This window comes from Methanomassiliicoccales archaeon, assembly GCA_013415695.1.
In the GTDB taxonomy this organism is placed as follows: domain Archaea; phylum Thermoplasmatota; class Thermoplasmata; order Methanomassiliicoccales; family JAAEEP01; genus JAAEEP01.
Genome location: JAAEEP010000001.1, coordinates 73,314 through 88,398, shown reverse-complemented (window position 1 = coordinate 88,398; position 15,085 = coordinate 73,314). Strand labels below are relative to the sequence as shown.

Annotated in this window: 19 protein-coding genes; 5 read left to right on the top strand and 14 right to left on the bottom strand. The window is 51.0% G+C overall.

Annotated features, from left to right (window positions below):
• The first annotated feature begins 46 nt into the window (after window positions 1–46).
• From GKC03_00470 to GKC03_00455, 4 genes are all read left to right on the top strand, one after another.
• Window positions 47–622, top strand: a complete 576-nt coding sequence (locus GKC03_00470) for a methyltransferase (protein NYT11008.1) — start codon at window positions 47–49, stop codon at window positions 620–622.
• Window positions 623–628: 6 nt separating this feature from the next.
• Complete coding sequence (locus tag GKC03_00465) at window positions 629–1,219, top strand: RNA-binding protein (GenBank protein NYT11007.1); 591 nt, start codon at window positions 629–631, stop codon at window positions 1,217–1,219.
• 158 nt (window positions 1,220–1,377) lie between these two features.
• On the top strand, window positions 1,378–1,560 hold the full coding sequence (locus tag GKC03_00460) for a hypothetical protein (GenBank protein NYT11006.1): 183 nt from the start codon (window positions 1,378–1,380) through the stop codon (window positions 1,558–1,560).
• Window positions 1,561–1,756: 196 nt separating this feature from the next.
• Window positions 1,757–2,386, top strand: coding sequence for a tRNA 4-thiouridine(8) synthase ThiI (locus GKC03_00455; GenBank protein ID NYT11005.1), 630 nt, complete (start codon window positions 1,757–1,759; stop codon window positions 2,384–2,386).
• Here the strand turns inward: GKC03_00455 and GKC03_00450 are convergent.
• Window positions 2,376–2,636 carry a hypothetical protein gene (locus tag GKC03_00450; protein NYT11004.1) on the bottom strand — a complete coding sequence of 87 codons (261 nt, stop codon included), beginning with the start codon at window positions 2,634–2,636 and terminating at the stop codon, window positions 2,376–2,378. The genes GKC03_00455 and GKC03_00450 overlap by 11 nt on opposite strands.
• 97 nt (window positions 2,637–2,733) lie before the next feature.
• On the opposite strand from GKC03_00450, the gene GKC03_00445 reads away from it, so the two are divergent.
• A complete protein-coding gene (locus GKC03_00445; GenBank protein NYT11003.1) occupies window positions 2,734–3,198 on the top strand; it encodes a nucleic acid-binding protein in 465 nt (154 codons plus the stop codon).
• Window positions 3,199–3,200: 2 nt separating this feature from the next.
• Here GKC03_00445 and GKC03_00440 read toward each other — a convergent pair whose 3' ends face one another.
• From GKC03_00440 to GKC03_00380, 13 genes are all read right to left on the bottom strand, one after another.
• Window positions 3,201–3,689, bottom strand: a complete 489-nt coding sequence (locus GKC03_00440; protein ID NYT11002.1) for a ribonuclease III — start codon at window positions 3,687–3,689, stop codon at window positions 3,201–3,203.
• A gap of 52 nt (window positions 3,690–3,741) precedes the next feature.
• Window positions 3,742–4,824, bottom strand: a complete 1,083-nt coding sequence (locus GKC03_00435; GenBank protein ID NYT11001.1) for an NAD(P)/FAD-dependent oxidoreductase — start codon at window positions 4,822–4,824, stop codon at window positions 3,742–3,744.
• A gap of 79 nt (window positions 4,825–4,903) precedes the next feature.
• Window positions 4,904–5,869 carry a polyprenyl synthetase family protein gene (locus tag GKC03_00430; protein NYT11000.1) on the bottom strand — a complete coding sequence of 322 codons (966 nt, stop codon included), beginning with the start codon at window positions 5,867–5,869 and terminating at the stop codon, window positions 4,904–4,906.
• 154 nt (window positions 5,870–6,023) lie between these two features.
• Window positions 6,024–7,466, bottom strand: coding sequence for an NADH-quinone oxidoreductase subunit N (locus GKC03_00425; GenBank protein ID NYT10999.1), 1,443 nt, complete (start codon window positions 7,464–7,466; stop codon window positions 6,024–6,026).
• Window position 7,467: 1 nt separating this feature from the next.
• The gene (locus GKC03_00420) at window positions 7,468–8,973 is read right to left on the bottom strand and encodes an NADH-quinone oxidoreductase subunit M (protein NYT10998.1); all 1,506 of its coding nucleotides are present in this window, start codon (window positions 8,971–8,973) and stop codon (window positions 7,468–7,470) included.
• Window positions 8,974–8,977: 4 nt separating this feature from the next.
• Window positions 8,978–10,915: an NADH-quinone oxidoreductase subunit L gene (nuoL, locus tag GKC03_00415; protein NYT10997.1), complete on the bottom strand. Its 1,938-nt coding sequence runs from the start codon at window positions 10,913–10,915 to the stop codon at window positions 8,978–8,980.
• Window position 10,916: 1 nt separating this feature from the next.
• Window positions 10,917–11,219: an NADH-quinone oxidoreductase subunit NuoK gene (gene nuoK / locus GKC03_00410; GenBank protein NYT10996.1), complete on the bottom strand. Its 303-nt coding sequence runs from the start codon at window positions 11,217–11,219 to the stop codon at window positions 10,917–10,919.
• Window positions 11,216–11,449 (bottom strand): hypothetical protein, encoded by a 234-nt coding sequence (locus GKC03_00405; protein ID NYT10995.1) that lies wholly within the window; start codon window positions 11,447–11,449, stop codon window positions 11,216–11,218. Before GKC03_00405 ends, nuoK begins: the two co-directional genes overlap by 4 nt.
• Entirely contained in the window at window positions 11,442–11,708 is a 267-nt protein-coding gene (locus GKC03_00400) for a short chain dehydrogenase (GenBank protein ID NYT10994.1), read from the bottom strand. The genes GKC03_00405 and GKC03_00400 overlap by 8 nt, the downstream gene beginning before the upstream one ends.
• Window positions 11,709–12,449 (bottom strand): 4Fe-4S dicluster domain-containing protein, encoded by a 741-nt coding sequence (locus GKC03_00395; protein NYT10993.1) that lies wholly within the window; start codon window positions 12,447–12,449, stop codon window positions 11,709–11,711.
• Window positions 12,449–13,516: an NADH-quinone oxidoreductase subunit NuoH gene (gene nuoH, locus GKC03_00390; GenBank protein NYT10992.1), complete on the bottom strand. Its 1,068-nt coding sequence runs from the start codon at window positions 13,514–13,516 to the stop codon at window positions 12,449–12,451. Before nuoH ends, GKC03_00395 begins: the two co-directional genes overlap by 1 nt.
• Window positions 13,517–13,520: 4 nt before the next feature.
• Window positions 13,521–14,603 (bottom strand): NADH-quinone oxidoreductase subunit D, encoded by a 1,083-nt coding sequence (locus GKC03_00385; GenBank protein NYT10991.1) that lies wholly within the window; start codon window positions 14,601–14,603, stop codon window positions 13,521–13,523.
• A gap of 1 nt (window position 14,604) precedes the next feature.
• Window positions 14,605–15,084, bottom strand: a complete 480-nt coding sequence (locus tag GKC03_00380; protein NYT10990.1) for an NADH-quinone oxidoreductase subunit C — start codon at window positions 15,082–15,084, stop codon at window positions 14,605–14,607.
• Window position 15,085: the final 1 nt, after the last annotated feature.

The window sequence follows — 15,085 nt, the reverse complement described above, 5'->3', positions numbered from 1 at the left end:
TCTGAGTCATATACGGGTGAGTTGATTGAAGAAGAGAGAGCTCGAGATGATACTCCAGAAGATTGCCCCGCTCCCAGAACCGAGCGCAAACCTGGAGCAGTACTCTACACCCGCACCCTTGGCAGCAGATATTCTATTCACTATGTATTCTCTGGGAGACATCCAGGGAAAGGTTGTCATTGATCTAGGTTGTGGAAGTGGCATCTTCTCGATAGGCTCCAGTCTTCTTGGCGCTAAAAAGGTAATAGGTGTGGACGTCGACCCCAAAGCACTGGATGTCGCTAGCTCGAATGCCAAGAATCTAGGTGCTGAGATCGATTTAGTGGAGTCCGATATCGCTTCATTCCAGGGTAGGGGCGATACTGTTATTCAGAATCCGCCCTTTGGGTCACAGAGGAAAGGTGCCGATAGGCCTTTCATTAAGAAGGCCATCGAATGTGCCGAGACTGTCTACTCACTCCATATGGAGCAGACGGAACCCTTTCTTCAAAGAGAGATATCGGACCTGGGAGCCCATATCGAGTACCGGAAAAGCTATAAGTTTAATATACCGCATATGTTCGGGTTCCACAAGAAGGAAAAGAAGAGCGTTGACATCGTGCTACTGCTCATTCGAAGGTGAGAGATTATGAAGAAGAAGAAGGTGCTCCCCGGAGAGGAGGTGGCCGTGGTTGAGGAGTTCATAGCGGCCAATGGTACTTACGAGGAGAACGGCAAGGTGTATGCCGCGGTGTTCGGGGATTTGGAGCTCGATCACGAGGAAAAGACTGCCATGGTTAAGGCAGAGCACCCCCCAGTAAAACTGAAGCCTGGGGATACCGTGTTTGGAGAGATTACTGATGTCAAGATCAGCATGGCCATTTGTGAAGTCATTTCGGTAGAGGGAGAAGACCGTAATATTACTGGAGACACAAACGGAACCATCCATATTTCCAAGGTATCATCTGGTTATACCTCAGAGGTCGGGAAGGAGTTTAGACCCAGTGATATCGTGAGGGCGAGGGTGATTCAGGTCAAGCCTTCCATCCAGCTAACAACGGTAAGCCCCCATCTAGGCGTCATAAAGGCTCTGTGTAGAAGGTGTCGTGCGCCCCTGAAGAGAAAGGGTAACTCTCTGTATTGTGATGCTTGTGAGAGGACGGAATACCGCAAATATGCCGATGACTACAGCGACGTTGACTTTACCGAGTTTTACAAACAGAAAGACACGAGCGAGTGAGAAGGAACTAGTATAAATAGATGGTGAAATCCGATTGAAAATGGATGCTGGCTATTCCCAATACATCACTCTCCGAATCGGTGTCGCAAATACCACGCGGTAGTTAAAGGCAAAAGTATATGACCCCCATAGCGATTAGGCAGGATAGGGTAAACTCGATGAAGAAATCCACAGAAGACCTGGTTCGCGAGATTGACGAACTCAAGAGTGAACTACGGCAGATGAAGGAGATCGTCGGCATGTTATTCAACATGGTTGTCGACTCTGAAACCGATGATGAGGAGGACTTCCTAGGATTCCCTGAGTTGGGATCCGGCGAGACTCCCCGGTTCAATACCTGAAACTTTTTCTTTCAACTAATAGCCTAATCCAGGCACGAGAAGGGTTCACCCTTAATATTCTGAAAAAGAGGGCACCATTTATTCTGATACTGTTGAATATGGCTGATAAAGTATTATTGATGCAAGTTTAAGATAGGCCACTCAGTGCAAGGTTTTTACATTGACCATCTCATATCTTGCTCCTTAGGAAGGTAGAATGAAGGCCGTATGTCTGCTGTCAAGCGGGATTGACTCTCCAGTAGCCGCCTATCTAATGGCCTCTAGAGGAGCAGAGATACTGCTCCTTCACATGGACAACTTTGGTTCTAGTGATCATAGGATTTTGGAGATAGTCAAGGATCTTGCTGATGTTCTCAGAAAGGTGACAGAAACCAGTATGCCGCTTTATACCGCCCCTTATTTCAGAATGCAGCAAAGAATAAGGGAGCGATGTGGAAGTAGCTTTCAATGCGTGCTTTGCAAGAGATACATGTTGAGGACGGCCAGGGATTTTGCACTGAGGGAGGGTGCAGAGGCCATCATAACTGGAGACTCCCTGGGCCAAGTAGCATCCCAGACCTTGCAGAATATACTGGTTGAGCAACGAGGGCTTGAATTTCCCGTTTTAAGGCCCCTTATCGGCTTGGATAAACTCGAGATTGAGGCTGTGGGAAGAGATGTAGGCACATACGAACAATCCATTAGGAAGACTCCCTCCTGCCCCTTTGTTCCCCAGAAACCTCAGACATCCGCCGAAATAAGGGCTATTAACAGGGAGGAATCAAACCTAGATCCTCAGGGAACCCTCGAATCCTTACTTAACGGAATCGAAAAGGTCAATCCTTAAAGACGGAACAACTCCTCAGATAGGCTACATCGCATAGCATTCTCTTGGTAATTCGATCTATGTATCTTGCTTGTACCCTAGATACGTATAGAATATTACCATTCACCTGGATTCTAAGGTCTGTCTCCTTGGGAGGCTTTACCTCCAGAGGAACTATTACTGGACCATAACATGAGGTCGAGAGACGGAAATCCCTTCCGTGATGAGTAATGTAATCGACGACCTCAGGCTCGATCGCGATGTCCTTCATCTCGCCTGGCTATGGACTACCCATATTTAACGCTATTTGAATTGAAGGCATCCTTTTCGAAGTAAATGATAAGTGGGGACACTTACTATCCTGGGTCGTGAGATGGGTACTTGATGCATCCGCACTTTTCCTACTTCAGGAGATGCCAATCGGTGAGGTGTATACATCACCAGGTGTTTTGAGAGAGCTGGAGGCACATAACGACAATAGGATTCCTTTCCTTTCTGAGCTACTTAATATATTGACCCCATCCAAGGAGAGTCTCGATGCGGTGGGGGTAGCTGCAATAGAAACCGGGGATGATGCTAGACTCTCCCCGGTAGATCTCGAATTGTTAGCATTGGCGTTCGAGCTGGAAGCAACCCTGATGTCTGATGATTACTCCATCCAGAATCTAGCATCACATATGGGGATCGCGTTCGTACCCGCAGGCAAGAAGGGAATAAGCAAGAAGTTAAGATGGCGGTACAAGTGCACTGGTTGTGGACGAATATGGAGAGATCTCCATAAGGACTGCCCGATCTGCGGAGCGCCCCTTAGGTCCTTCAGGTCAAAGAAGTAGCTTCATGGGTCAATCATCTTCAAGAAGCCCACATGGAGCAGCATCTCTCTGCAGCTGTTTATTCCCCCATCAAGAAAAACGGCTCCAACCAGGGCTTCAAGACATTCTGCCAGCATCCTAGTGGAACGGTGCCATTCCTCTCTTCTGAACTCCCCTTCACCCCAGACAACGAACTCCTCAAGCGCTAGCTTCTCCGCCAAGAGCCCCAGGTGCGTCCGGCTCACCAGATCTCCCGTCAACTTGGAAATTGGTCCTTTCTTGTTCATATGCTTTTCCAGGATGAGCCATTCCACTACCAGTAACCTTAGAACCCCATCACCGAGCGTTGCGAGGGCTTCCTGCTTCTCATCATAAGGCAGTTGTTCCCCATCCTTTCGCATCTCGTTGGCCTTCGAGACGGTGGTCAAAGCCCTATCCAGGAGCGACTGATCCTCGAATGAATAACCTATCCTTTGTTCGAGAAGCTCTGATTTCCTTGTAGTTGATTCCATGGTGATAATCCTTGAGTCAATTGAGTTAGGCAATGCCATAATCCCGATGATCCTAGGGGAAGACGGACTTGCAGCGGATCATGTTGCCCATTCTCCGCTTGCCTAGAAAAGTCATTGCCATCTCCAACCTTAAAGGGCTCCCCCAGCATATGTCCGCCCATCGTTTGGACCTAACCGCAGTCCTCAATGGTTTCTCCACCTGCCTCTTCCAAATCGATTCGTAGAGTTCAAGCGATGCTCCTTTCAGAGCAGTCTTGGCGGCTGACTTGCCCGCTATCCTCCCACAGATCATCGCTATGGGAATTCCTCCCCCGTTAACTGCCATGACATGCCCGGCGGCGTCACCCACCACCAAGGTATTTCCAACTACAGATCGTTTCACCGGTCCGGACATTGGGACGTGCTTACCCTTCACCCGATCCACTTCTAATCCCCTTTCCTCCACGAAGGACCAGAAATACTCCTTGACACTCTTCTTGGCGAATCTGGGCGATATGCCAAGACCCACATTTGCACCATTCTTCTTGGGTATTATCCAGGCGTAAGCACCTGGGGCGATGCTACCGAAGAACATCTCGCATACGTCCTCGAAATCACCCTTGGTCTGGGCAGTAACTGCAGGGCAAAGGTCCTTTGCCTTTGGAATCCCCACCGAACGAGCTACCCGGGATAGTGGACCATCCGCCCCAATTATGACCTTTGCTCTGATCGGTCCATTATCTGTCATAACCGTATTACCTTCTACAGATTGACAAGAACATCCTCTGATTATTCTGACTCCAGCATCCTCAGCCTTTCTAGCAAGAAACTGATCGAACCTATCCCGGTCTGTGGTATAGCCTGAGAACGGTATCTCAAAACTCTTCTGCTTGGGCGACCAGATTCTTATCAAACGGGTCTCAAGAGAGATTAGGTCGTTTGGCAAATCGAAAAGAGACTCCAATTCATCAGCCATGGGAAAGATGCCCTTTATCTCACTCACAGAGGGCATGAACTCGCCGCACTTGACCGGTAAGCCGATTTCCTCTCGTCTTTCGAGAAGGACAACCTCGGCACCGTTGAGGGCCGCATGCTCAGCCGCAGTGCTTCCCGCTGGTCCCGCTCCCACAACCACAACATCGGCATCCTCTATCATATCCGAATCTCCATGATCCAATCCATCCTAACAAGGATCAAGCATCGTCATCCTCTTGGGAATATTGAGCAAATCCAGATTAGAAATTCCTTTTTACAACTTTATCGGCCAGTTTGATGAGTGCTTCCTTATATTCCGACTCGGCGATGATATCAAGCGAGTCAACCGCATTCGAAGCGTAGGTACGAGCGTATCTCCTGGCTTCCTCCAAGACGTCAGAATGGGAGAGGTACTCAAGCACCTCTTCTATCTCTTCAGTATCCTTCTCTTTCTTGACGAAAAGCTCCTTGAGTCTCAGACCATTGCAGCCGTTGTTCAGTGCGAGTATCAGAGGCAGGGTCGGCTTTCCCTCCAAGAAGTCCATTCCCCTGGGCTTTCCAAGAACCGACGCGTCACCCGTAATATCTAGGATATCATCGATGATCTGAAATGCGATCCCCAGGTTGAGACCGAACAATCCCAAGGCATTCACCTGCTCAGATGAACCCCCACCTAGTGTTGCCCCGGTTCGGGCACCCGCTTCGAACGGCTTCGCAGTTTTCCCTTTGATTATCTTGATATAAACATCCAACGATGTCGAAGGGTTCTTCTCGTATTGGCCTTGTAATATCTCGCTCTCCGCCATTCCAGTGCAGGCGTCGGCTATCACGTCCACAAGTTCCTGGCCTAGACTTCCTCCGAGTCTGAACCCTTTCACGAAAAGGAAATCGCCCGCTATCAGGGCTTGCTGGACACCATACTTCCTGTAAGCGGTTACCACACCTCGTCTGGTATGCCCTCCATCGTTGATGTCGTCATGGATGAGCGTGGCGGAGTGAATAATCTCGAAGGCGGCCGCGATACCTATGATCTCGTCTGGTTTCTGCCCCCCTACAGCGTGATATGCCAAAAGGGATACTCCAGGCCTGATTCTCTTGCCACCTGAGCCTATGATGTGCATGGAGATTTCGGTGAGCATCTCCTGTTGAGACTGCACGTTCCGGCGGATCTCATTCTCCACCATCAGCAGTTCTTCTGAGATTGGTTCATCCCAGCTAAGGGGCATCATTTCGCCTAATGATGAATCCGTACTTAACCGTTACTAGAGTACTATCAGCCGTATGAGGAGAAAGTGAAGCCAGTAATCCGCTGTATTGAGGGATGTTTTGTCCTGATGATGTAAGAAATGAAATAATTAGAAAAGAGGAAAAGGGGTTTATTCAAGCGAAGAACGCTGTTGCCGCTGCCTGGCAGGCATCGACGATGGGTTCGGGATATATTCCAATAATCACAGTCGCCACCACGCAGATGAATATGGCTATGGCCACAGTTGTTGGAATCCTGATCTTGCTTTCCGGACCCTTCTCAACATACATGTACTTGACCACTCGAGCGTAGTAGTACAAGGACAAGGCACTGTTGAGCACACCAGCGATGGCTAGCCAGATCATCCAATTGTCAGCAGGTATCATCGAGGCGTCCACTGCACTGGAGAACAGTACGACCTTACTGGCGAATCCCGATAATGGGGGTATTCCAGCAAGAGCGAACAGAAGTATCGCCATGCCCAGAGCCAGCAAGGGAGTGCGCTTTGCCAGTCCCTTGTAATCAGCGATATTCTCCCCAAGAGCGGACATCGAAAGACCGGCCACGATGAGGAAGGCGCCTCCCTTCATGAAGGCATGGGTGATGATGTGGAATATCCCACCCATCAGGGCGTAGTCAGTGCCTATGGGAAGCACGATTAGTATGTATCCTGCCTGAGCGATACTTGAGTAGGCCAACATCCTCTTGATGCTGGTCTGGTTCACGGCCATGATATTACCAAGGGTCATGGTGGCAATGGCAATGACTGCCACCGCTATTTCCCAATCGGCCTTGATGGCAAAGAGCCCTATCAGGAAGATCTTGAACAGCGCTACAAGACCCATCTTCTTGGAACCTGCTGCCAGGAACGAGGCTATTGGGGTAGGAGCGCCCTCGTACACATCAGGTGCCCACATGTGGAAGGGTACGATCGCGACCTTGAACCCGAATCCGGCGATAAGCATCACCAATGAAATGTACAATGCGGGTCCCAATCCAGTGATGTCTCCAACGACCGCCCCAATCTCTGCGATGTTGGTCGTATGGGTCACTCCGTACAGCAGTGAAATGCCGTACAGGGAGATCGCAGAGGAAAGACCACCGATCACGAAGTACTTGGTCGCCGCCTCCGCTCCGCGCTTGTCCTTCTTGCGGAATCCCACAAGAGCGAATGAAGAGAGACTAGTGAGCTCTATTCCAACGAACAGGGTGATGAGATCAGTGGCGGAGGCCACCACCATCATACCGACCGTTGCGAACATGATCAGCGTGTAGTACTCGGCTAGGTGCCTCTCTTTCTCAATGTATCTGACAGACGCTATCACCACGTAAAGGGCAACGATCAGGAACACTAGCATGAAGAGTGCAGAGAACGCGTCCAGCTGCAGCAGATTCTCGAACACCACCGGGGAAGCGCCGTTCCAGAGGAACTGGCCCACAGTGGCCATTGCTATCAAGATGCCTGCAATTGATATGCCAGCGACCATCTTGTCGTTCTTGGTTCCCAGGTATACCGCTGGAAGGACCGCTGCGAAGATGATCATGATGATCTCAGGAAGTACAGCCGTTAGATCCATCTCAGATCACCCCCAGTAGACCTGTCACGATCTCAGTCGCTGGTCTGATCATGTCGAACGCCAATCCCGGAAGGAGTCCGAAGACCACGATCAGGATGCAAAGAACCGCCAACGGGGCAGCTTCGTACCAGCTGACATCCTTCAAATGAGACAGATTTATCTTATCCGTGAGTGGTCCGAACATAGTCCTCTGCAGCGCCCAAAGATAATAACCAGCAGTGATAGCAACGCTAATGATCGGCAGGATCAGCAACCATCCGAAGGCATCGAATGTTGCCGCGAAAACCGAGAACTCGGCGATGAAACCAACCATTCCCGGTAGGCCGAGCGATGCCAAGAACCCAATAGTCATGAAAGTAGCCGCGATTGGGATCTTTGGAGCAAGGCCACCGAGAAGTGGTATCTCCCTCGTGCCCGCTTTATGCTGCACGACACCGCACATCATGAACAGTACAGCTGTGATGAGACCGTGGGCGAACATCTGGAACACACCTGCTGCGATTCCAATCTCAGATAGAGTAGCGAATCCTAACAGTACGATGCCCATGTGACTGATTGAAGAGAACGCAACCATCTTCTTCAGATCCCTTTGAGCTAGAGAGGCGAACGCTCCGTACAATATGGATAATATCGCTATAGCCAGCATAATGGGAACGAAAGCTTCTGCGCCTTCAGGAAGTGTCGGCAGTGCAATTCTAACCAGACCGTATGCTCCCATCTTAAGGAGGAGACCGGCTAGAAGCACCGATCCCGCAGTTGGTGCCTCCACATGAGCGTCTGGTAGCCAAGTATGGAAAGGCACGATTGGCATCTTGACTCCGAAACCGAAGAAGAGCGCGCCGAACACGGCTACCTGGAATATGTAGCTGAAGTTTCCGCTTACCAAGGCGATGTCGAGCATCCCAAAGCTTGCATGGCCTATCAGCGACTCCAGCATGGGTTTGGCCTCGAAGTACATGGCCAGTATTGCTATGAGCATGGCCAGACTCGCCACATGTGTATAGATGAAGAACTTGATGGCTGCGTATTCCTTCCTGGGTCCTCCCCAGATGCCTATCAGGAAGAACATCGGGATGAGGACGACCTCCCAGAAGATGTAGAAGAGGAAGTAATCCAGGGACATGAATACGCCCAGCACTCCTACTTCCAACACCAGCATGAGGCCCATGTACTCGTGGGTCCTCTTTTCTACATCCCATGAGAATAGGATGGCCAGGAAACAGAGTAGTGTTGTCAGAATGACCATCAGCAGGCCTATTCCATCAACACCCAAGCTGTAACTGATTCCGAGCGTCTCTATCCAGGTATAGCTTTCCGTGAATTGGAAAGTCCCGGTGCTCATGTTAAACTCAGTGAGTAGCAGGAGCGAGAGAAGAAGCGTAATCGCCGAGAATATCAGGGCGATGAGCTTTGCCATCCTCTTGTTGTTGCCTAGGGCGAAGGCGATCACTGCGCCTATCAGTGGAAGAAAGACGATGATTGATAGTATTGGTATGTCATCGAACATGGTATCACCCCAGTACTCCTGTGATGTATAGTATCAGCAATATTGCCACGATACCTGCCACCACCACCGTGGCGTATCCTTGTACCATTCCGCTCTGAACTTTTCTGAAGCGCTGTCCGAATCCAACGATTACATTGCTGATTCCGTTGACCACGCCGTCAATGCCCTTCTGGTCGAATTTGTCTACAACCTTGGCGAATCCGTAAACTACCTTCTCCGCGAAGGCGTTGTATCCCCAAGTAAAGCCGTATCTGTCCAGTAGCAGCTTGTGCATCCTCTTCGTTCCGGGTGAGGAGACGAAGAAATCTGAAGAGATGATCTTCTTGCAATACACTAGGTAAGCAAGCACAACTCCTAGCACTGCCAGTAATATCGATAGGTATGTGAGCGGGGAGGTGAAGACCTCGGTTAGTATCTCTATCGCATCGGCGTGATGGGGGTGGCCGAAGTAGATGACCTGTCCGAAACCAAAGAGCACAGCCAGTCCAGAGAACGCAGCGAAGATAGCGAGAGTCACGAGGGGTCCGGTCATTACCTTCGGGGACTCGTGAGCGTGCTTTGACACCTCGCCCTCCTTTCCTGCGAATGTCATGAACCACAGTCTGAACATGTAGAATGCGGTCATGAACGCGGTCACGATGCCCATTAGCCAGAGCAGAAGGAATATGGAATTGACTTCTCCTGTTTCGAAGACTGCCGCTAATATCTCATCCTTGCTCCAGAAACCGCTTAATATCGGTATCCCAGAGATGGATAGGGCGCCTATGAGCATGGCAAATGATGTGATCTTCATTTTCTTGTGCAAACCACCCATCAGTCGCATGTCCTCTGTTCCCACAGCGTGTATTACGGACCCGGCGCAAAGGAAGAGCAAGGCCTTGAAGAACGCATGGTTCATTAGGTGGAACATGCCCGCCGTGTAACCGTCAGCCGGGTTCCCATAGTAGAAGAAGTAGCCTCCTGCTCCAAGGGCTAGGATCATGTATCCCAATTGAGAGATGGTCGAGTATGCGAGCACCCGTTTGATATTGGGATTGTTAAGCGCCATGGATGCCGCGAATATCGCGGTCACGCCACCGATTATCGCTACAATGAGCAGTGTCTCAGGGCACTGTACGAACAGTGGATATGACCTCGCCACCAGGTACACACCCGCCTTGACCATGGTTGCTGCGTGGATTAGAGCCGACACTGTGGTGGGGCCCTCCATCGCATCGGGCAACCAATCATGCAGCGGGAACTGGGCGCTCTTTCCTATTGCACCGCCAAAGATGAAGAAGGTGGCGAGCGTCAGGAGTTCGAGATTCGTCCCCGTCGCCTCAATGGCAAAGAGATCGCTGAAGTTCAGCGTTTTGAATGTGGTGAAGAGGATGATGATACCGATCATGAACATGATGTCTCCGACCCTCGTCACCAGGAACGCCTTCTTGGCAGCCGAAGCCGCGGATGGCTTGTGGTTCCAGAATCCTATTAGTAGATATGAGCATAGGCCGACAAGCTCCCAGAAGATGAACAGCCAGAGATAGTTGTTCGCCAGGATCAGTCCAAGCATTACCCCGATGAACAGGGAGATCTCGGCGTAGTACCTTGGCTTCCGCTCCCCCTCCTTGTGCATGTACCCTATGGAGTAGATCACCACGAGGGTGCTGATCACAGAGACAACGATGAGCATCAGCGCTGTCAGCTGGTCGATGTATATGCCAATATCAAGCTTGTACTCGTCAGATAGTACGAGCCAGGTTACACTCTGCTCGTACACTCCTCCGTATGTACCGTTCAGTACCGGAATGGCGATCAGGAGTGACAGTACCATTGAAGCCAGGGAGAAGATGATTGCGACGTATCCGCCACCCTCGGGCATTTTCTTCCCGAACAGGCCTACGATCAGAAACGAGATGAGTGGAAGTACCGGTATTAGCCATGCGAAATCTATGATGTCCATGTCACCACCTCAGCAGATGTATCTCGTCCAGATTGATCGTTCCTCTGACCCTGTTCAGGTTCAGAAGGATGGCCAATCCAACCGCGACTTCCGCGGCCGCCACAGCTATCGAGAATAAAGCGAACACCTGTCCCGCGACGTCGTCGAAGTACGACGAAAAGGTCACGAAGTTGATGTTCGCTGCATTTAGCATGATCTCTATACTCATGAGAACGATGATAGCGTTACGCTTGGTGAGCACACCGTAGGCACCAATGACGAACAGGATGGCGCTTAGGGCCAGGAAATACTCCATGGGGATCATTCTTCATCATCCTCCTTGGCCAGAAAAACGCCACCTAGCATGGATGTGAACATGACCAACCCTACTACGAGGAATGTGACGCCATAGGTCTCGAACGTCCCTTTTCCCAGGGCATCCAATCCGATGTTGGTTATCTCGCCCGCGGGCCAACTCGAGACTATCAGAGAGCCTATGATGAGCATAGAAAGCAGCAGGACCGACATTCCAGCCAGGTACTGTTGCCTATTCATCGCGCTCACCACCCAGCAGTCTTCTTTTGGTCAGCATTATACCGAACAGTATCAAAACGGTGACCGCGCCCACATAGATCAATATCTGGATAAGCGCGACATACTCGGCCTCCAGGAAGAAGAATATGACCGCAACCCCGATGAATGTCAGTGCTAGGTACATTACAGAGCGGACCACGTCTTTTGAGAACATGATGGATACCGCTGCAGCGATAGTGATCGCCGCGAATATCAGGAAGAATAGAAGTTCCCAGTCCATTCAGACAACCTCCTTCATCTTGAGTGCGTCCTTGGGACACGTGAGCACGCAGTTCTCGCAGCTCACGCAATTGGTGAAATCGAATTTCGGCCGTTTAATGGGCTTTCCTTTCTCGTTCTTGCCCACCTCGACCATCTCGATGCAATCGGAGGGGCAAGCTTTCATGCAACGACCGCAACCTATGCATGCGTCATTGTCCAGTATTGGTGCATCTTTCTCGTCCATGAAGCGGTACTCCACGGCGTCCTTTCCCTTGGATGCCTCCGACTGAAGGACCTCGACGCGGTGAACCTCGTAGCCGGGTTTGTGCTCGTGGATCAGCTCGAAGGGATCCAGTATCAGTTCTCTCCGGCTGGTAGCAGCTAGCTCGTATTCTGGAGTGACGATCATTGCATCGGTGGGGCAGTACTCTGCACAGTAGCCACACATCATGCATCTTCCTAGGTCCACCTGGGGGCGTTTACACTTGCCCCTCTCAGGGACATCGACCTCAACAAGCTCGATGCACTTGTTGGGACAGATACGCATGCACATACCGCAGCCAATACACTCCTGGATAACCAGACCCGGTCTCCCTCTGAAGCAGTCAGGAAGCTGGAGCTTCTCCCATGGATACAGGACTGTATTGGGCCTGTTTATGGTGGATTTGATGGTTTGTCTCAGAGTGACGCCCAGAGGTTTGGTTATATATCCCGTAGGCTTCGGCGGTTCTCTTCTCTTGTATCGCTTTGCCTCTGTCATTAGAACCACCCCAGCATCTTGAAGGCCACAGCGATGGCCAGGTTGATCATCGCTAGGGGCATCAGCCACTTCCATCCAATGTTCAGGATCTGATCGGTCCTGACTCTTGGGAAGGAGCCCCTAATCCAGATGAAGACAAAGAATATGATGAATACCTTAATGAGCAACCAGAGCTCCGGGGGCAGGTAGGGGCCATTCCAGCCGCCAAGGAAAAGGATGGCAGCGATAGCAGCACCGGCATATCCCCTGAGATACTCGGCGAACATGATTAGTCCAAATCTAAGGCCGCCGTACTCCGTACCCCACCCCTCGACCAGTTCCGCCTCCGCCTCAGGAAGATCGAAAGGTATCCTCTCGACCTCCGCGTTCATGGCGATCATGAAGATAATGAAACCGATGATCTGGGGGATGACGAACCATATGGTATCCTGCGCCGCAACGATGTCGCCGAAGCTGAGAGACCCGGCGAGAAGTATCACGCCCACTGTGGACAGCAGGAGTGGGACCTCGTATGATATCAGTTGAGCGGCGGATCTCATTCCCCCAATGAGGGTGTACTTGTTGTTCGACGCCCATCCGCCGATAAGGATGGCGAATGGTGCAAGGCTGAATACCGCAAACAGAAGCAGCAGTCCCGCAGGGGTGCTGGAGAGGAACCAACCATCGCTGAGCGGTATGATTCCCACTAAGATAACCGAAGAGGCGATCAGAATAATGAGGGCCCAGTTGTAACCAGATACCCAAGCCTTGTCAGGGACGATGATCTCCTTTAGGAAGGTCTTGAATCCATCTGCAAGTTGCTGAGCATAGCCAAGGGGACCGATTCTGGTCCCCCTCCGATCCATGAGCCTGCCCAGGGTCTTCCTTTCTTGCCATATCATTGTCAGACAGATGACGAAGCCAACGAGGAAGACGATCAAAGCCTGGCCAAGGTATGTCAATATATTGACGATCTCCGCACCGCCGAGCCAGTCAGCCAGGCCGTGGAGACCGATCACATTGAGTATGTATTGAACGATGCTAACCAGCCAGACCACGATGCCTTCTATAAAAGTGTATAGTTCCATGCGATCACCTGTCTGTTTCGCCTAGGCACATGTCGATGGAGCCCATGACCGATGGGACATCCGCTATCTTGTGTCCCTTCAGCATGTGGTTCGCGGCGGATACGTACACGAAGACCGGGCTGCGCACGCTCAACCTGTATGGTTTGTCAGTGCCATCGCCCACCACATACATCATCCCCTCACCCCGCGGGTCCTCGACCCTCGCCACCGCTGTCTTATTGGGTGCGTTCTTGGGGACCTTCACTCTAACGGGCCCATCGGGGATCTTCTCTAACGCCTGTTTTACGATATCACAGGAGACTCTCATCTCGTCCATTCTCACACGGTAACGGGCATAGGTGTCGCAGGCATCATGGGTACAGACATCGAAGTCGAACTCTTCGTAGACAGAATAGGGATCGTCCCTCCTGATGTCCACATCAACGCTGCTTGCCCTCAGATTGGGTCCAGTCAGCCCGAGGTTAATCGCATCGGCTGGTTTCACCACACCGAGTCCCTCGGTTCTCATCCTGAATATCTTGCTCCCGTCACAGAGCTTCTCGTAATCGTCAATCTTTCCCTGAAAGTAATCCATAGCCCTGATGCAGTCCCTCTCGAAATCGGGGGGAAGATCGTTCCTCACGCCACCTATCCTAGGATAGTTGTATGTCATCCTGGCTCCGGTGATGCTCTGAAGGAGATCTAGGAACATCTCCCTCTCTCTTATCACGTAGAGCATCACGGTAAGATTACCCAGGTCCACGCCGAAGGCCATGAGCCAAAGAAGATGTGAGACTATCCTCTGGAGCTCGAGGACTATCACCCTGATATACTCCCCTCTTTCAGGAACCTCGATGTCAAAAAGCTCCTCCATGGTCATGCAGTAGAGGTGACTCCAGGACATGGACGAACCATAGCAGAGACGGTCAGAGAGAGGTATGATCTGGGGATAAGTCCTATTTTCCATACTCTTCTCCCATCCCCTGTGAAGGTAGCCCAGGATGGGTTCAGCATACTTGATCGTCTCTCCGTCCATCAGGACCCTGAGGTTCCACAAACCATGGTTGAATGGATGCTGTGGACCCATGTTCACCCACATCTCTGCCATTTCAGGGCACCTCCTTCAGCTTGAAGTCCTTTCTTTGGGGATAGAATTTGGTATCATCGGGGAGGAAGATCCTCCTCATATCTGGGTGTCCCTTGAAGACTATACCCATCATGTCGTAGGTCTCCCTCTCGTGGTAATTCGCACCCTCCCAAAGCGGGGTTACAGAATCAATTTCGGGGGCCTCATGATCTAGGTCCACCACGATTTCCATGAGGCAGCAATTATTGATGTAAGATGTAATATGATAAATTGCCTGAATTCTGTCAATTCTGTCCACTCCTGAAACCAGGGAGGCATGATCGAAGAGGAGCTCGTCCTTCATGAACTTGCACACCTCCAGGAAGACCTCCTTGTTCACCTGGGAGTATACTCTCCTGGGAGAAGCGGAATTAATGGTGACACCCTCCGCGAACTTCTTGGACAGTGCATCAGCAATCTCTAATCCTGTCAAATTTCCACTGCATGCTGTTATCTCCGCCAAG